The sequence below is a fragment of the Mycolicibacterium sp. CBM1 genome (assembly GCF_054073305.1).
Genome location: NZ_JBSXPP010000045.1, coordinates 1 through 3,726, shown reverse-complemented (window position 1 = coordinate 3,726; position 3,726 = coordinate 1). Strand labels below are relative to the sequence as shown.

Below are 3,726 nucleotides of genomic sequence, written 5' to 3'. Positions count from 1 at the left end.
GATACCACGCGGGCGTTGGGGGAGTTGGCGCGGTCGTGTCAGACGACGGTCAGCACGGTGTTGCAGGCGGCGTATGCGCGGGTGTTGATGTCGCTGACGGGTCGGTGCGATGTGGCGTTTGGTACGACGGTGTCGGGGCGGCCTGATGAGGTGTTGGGTGCGGACTCGATGGTGGGTCTGTTGATCAATACGGTGCCGGTACGAGCGAGGATTTGGGCGTCGACGACCACCGTCGAGTTGTTGACGCAGTTGCAGAACGATCATGTCCGGACGTTGGATCATGAGCATCTGGCGCTCAGTGAGATTCATCGGGTGCTTGGTCAGGATCATCTGTTCGACACGTTCTTCGTCTACGAGAACTACCCGATCGATGCGGCGCGATTGTCGGGCGCCGACGGATTGGCTATCACCGACTTCAGCCACCACGAAACGAACCACTACCCGGTGTCGGTGCAAGCCATTCCCGGCGATGAGCTGACGCTGCGGGTGGAGTACGACACCGAGGTATTCGACGCGGCCGCAGTCGCGTCGTTGATCGAGCGGCTCGAGCGGGTCCTGGCCGCGATGATCGCCGATCCCGCAAAGCCGTTGTCCTCGCTGGATCTGCTGGGCGATGACGAACACGACCGCCTCGACCAGTGGAGCAACCGAGCGGTCTTGACCGAGCTGGACGCACCGGCACCTTCTACGATTCCGGGATTGTTCGCCGCGCAGGTGGCGCGGGTTCCCGATGCGGTGGCGCTGACGTGTGGGTCGCGGTCCTGGACGTACCGCGAGCTCGACGAGGTCTCTGATCGGTTTGCGCATCTGTTGGCCGGCAGGGGGATTGGGCCGGGTCAGCGGGTGGCGGTGTTGCTACCCCGGTCGGCGGAAGCGATCGTGTCGATTCTGTCGGTGCTCAAGACCGGCGCGGCCTACGTTCCGATCGATCCGGCCGCGCCGTCGGCACGCATGCAGCTGGTGCTCGGTGACGCCGCACCGGTGGCCGTGATTACCAATGCAGCGTTGGCACCCCGGTTGGCGGGGCAGGCCATTGCGGTGATCGACGTCGACGATCCGGGTGCCGGCTGTCCGGCCGCTGCCGTGTTGCCTGGCCCGGCGGTGGATGACATCGCTTATCTGATCTACACCTCCGGTACCACCGGTATTCCCAAAGGTGTTGCCATCACGCATAGCAACGTTGCACAGCTGATGGACGCACTGCATGCGGCACCTCTGCCGAGCCCGAGAGTGTGGTCGCAGTGTCGCTCGTACGGTTTCGACGTGTCGGTCCAGGAGATCTTCGGCGCGCTGCTGGGTGGTGGCCGATTGGTTGTCGTCCCTGAAACGGTGGCCCGCGCACCCGAAGATCTGCAGGCGATGCTGGCCGCCGAACATGTCACCGTGTTCAGTACCACCCCATCCGAACTGGGGATGCTCTCGCCCGAGGGTCTCGATTCGATGTCGTTGATCATCGGCGCCGAGCCGTGCCCGACCGCACTGATGGACCGGTGGGCGTCGCAACGGGTGATGATCAATGCCTACGGCCCGACCGAGACAACCGTCGACGTAGCCCTGAGCGCACCGCTGGTCGCGGGGTCCGGGGTGGTGCCTATCGGCCCGCCCATATCGGGGGCGGCGCTGTTCGTCCTGGATGGTTGGCTGCAGCCGGTCCCGCCTGGAACAGTCGGTGAACTGTACGTCGCCGGCCGTGGCGTCGGCGTCGGCTACATCGGCCGCCCCGGGTTGTCCTCCTCACGGTTCGTCGCTTGTCCGTTCGGTGTCCCGGGGGAGCGGATGTATCGCACCGGGGATCTGGTGTGGTGGGGCGCCGACGGGCAGTTGCGCTACCTAGGGCGTGCCGACGAGCAGGTGAAGATCCGCGGCTACCGCATCGAATTGGGCGAGATCCGTTCGGTGTTAGCTGGTTTGGCCGGCGTCGAGCAGGCGGTGGTGATCACCCGTGAGGACCGCCCGGGGGAGAAGCGTCTGGTGGGTTACGTGACCGGGACGGCGGTGCTCGATCCGGTAAAGTTGCGGTCGGCGGTGGCCGAGCGGCTGCCCGAGTACATGGTGCCGGCGGCGGTCGTGGTGATCGATGCGCTGCCGTTGACGGTCAACGGGAAGCTCGACCGGCGGGCCCTGCCGGCGCCGGAATTCTCCGACGCCGGCCACTACCGGGCACCGACCACGGTGGTCGAGGAGGTGCTGGCCGGCATCTATGCCACCGTCCTGGGCGTGCCACGCATCGGCATCGACGACTCGTTCTTCGACTTAGGCGGAGACTCGCTGTCGGCGATGCGCCTGATTGCCGCGGTGAACACGGGCCTGAACACCCGGCTTTCGGTGCGAACGCTGTTCGAGGCGCCTACCGTCGCCCAATTGGCGGACCGGATCGGCGGCGAGCGGATCCCGCTCGAACCGCAGACCAGCGAGCCGCACGCGCCGCCGTCCGTCGCGGTCCAAAGCAATCTGGCCGGCTTCGACGGCAGTATGCGGATCGCTGACGTACTGCCGCTGACTCCTCTGCAGGAGGGGTTGCTGTTTCACGCCAGCGCGGCGCTGGGTGGGGACGACGTGTACGCGGTGCAGGTGTATGTCGGGTTGTCGGGTCCGTTGGACGTGGATCGGTTGCAGGCAGCGGTGCAGGCGGTGGTGGCCCGGCATCCCAATGTGGCTGCCCGGTTCTCGCAGCGGTTCGCCCAGCCGGTGCAAGTCATCCCTGCTGACGCGGTGGTGCCTTGGCAGTACTTCGAATTGGAATCCGCCGCCGGCGACATCGAGGAATTGATCACCCGGTTGTGCGCCGCCGAGCGGGCGGCGGTGTGCGAGTTGAGGGATACGCCGGCGTTCCGCGCGATGTTGCTTCGCACGTCACCGGATCGGTACCGCTTGGTGTTGACCAATCATCACATCGTTCTCGACGGATGGTCGTTGCCGATTCTGTTGGGTGAGGTCTTCGCCAGTTACTACGGGCAGCGCTTGGCGCCTGTGGCGCCCTACCGACGGTTTGTGACCTGGTTGACGGATCGCGATCTCGATGCCGCGCGGGCGGTATGGGCGAACGCGCTGGCCGGTTTCGACACCCCGACGCTGCTCGGTTCGGCCGGACGGGCGAGCCTGGGAGAGCGGGCTGTTGCGTCGTTTTCGGTCTCGGGCGATACCACGCGGGCGTTGGGGGAGTTGGCGCGGTCGTGTCAGACGACGGTCAGCACGGTGTTGCAGGCGGCGTATGCGCGGGTGTTGATGTCGCTGACGGGTCGGTGCGATGTGGCGTTTGGTACGACGGTGTCGGGGCGGCCTGATGAGGTGTTGGGTGCGGACTCGATGGTGGGTCTGTTGATCAATACGGTGCCGGTACGAGCGAGGATTTGGGCGTCGACGACCACCGTCGAGTTGTTGACGCAGTTGCAGAACGATCATGTCCGGACGTTGGATCATGAGCATCTGGCGCTCAGTGAGATTCATCGGGTGCTTGGTCAGGATCATCTGTTCGACACGTTCTTCGTCTACGAGAACTACCCGATCGATGCGGCGCGATTGTCGGGCGCCGACGGATTGGCTATCACCGACTTCAGCCACCACGAAACGAACCACTACCCGGTGTCGGTGCAAGCCATTCCCGGCGATGAGCTGACGCTGCGGGTGGAGTACGACACCGAGGTATTCGACGCGGCCGCAGTCGCGTCGTTGATCGAGCGGCTCGAGCGGGTCCTGGCCGCGATGATCGCCGATCCCGCAAAGCCG

1 protein-coding gene is annotated in these 3,726 nt (G+C 65.3%); it reads left to right on the top strand.

What is annotated here, in order from left to right; all coding sequences use genetic code 11:
- A partial coding sequence (locus tag ACXDF8_RS26855) for a non-ribosomal peptide synthetase (RefSeq protein ID WP_457226276.1) occupies positions 1–3,726 on the top strand: 3,726 nt, incomplete at both ends.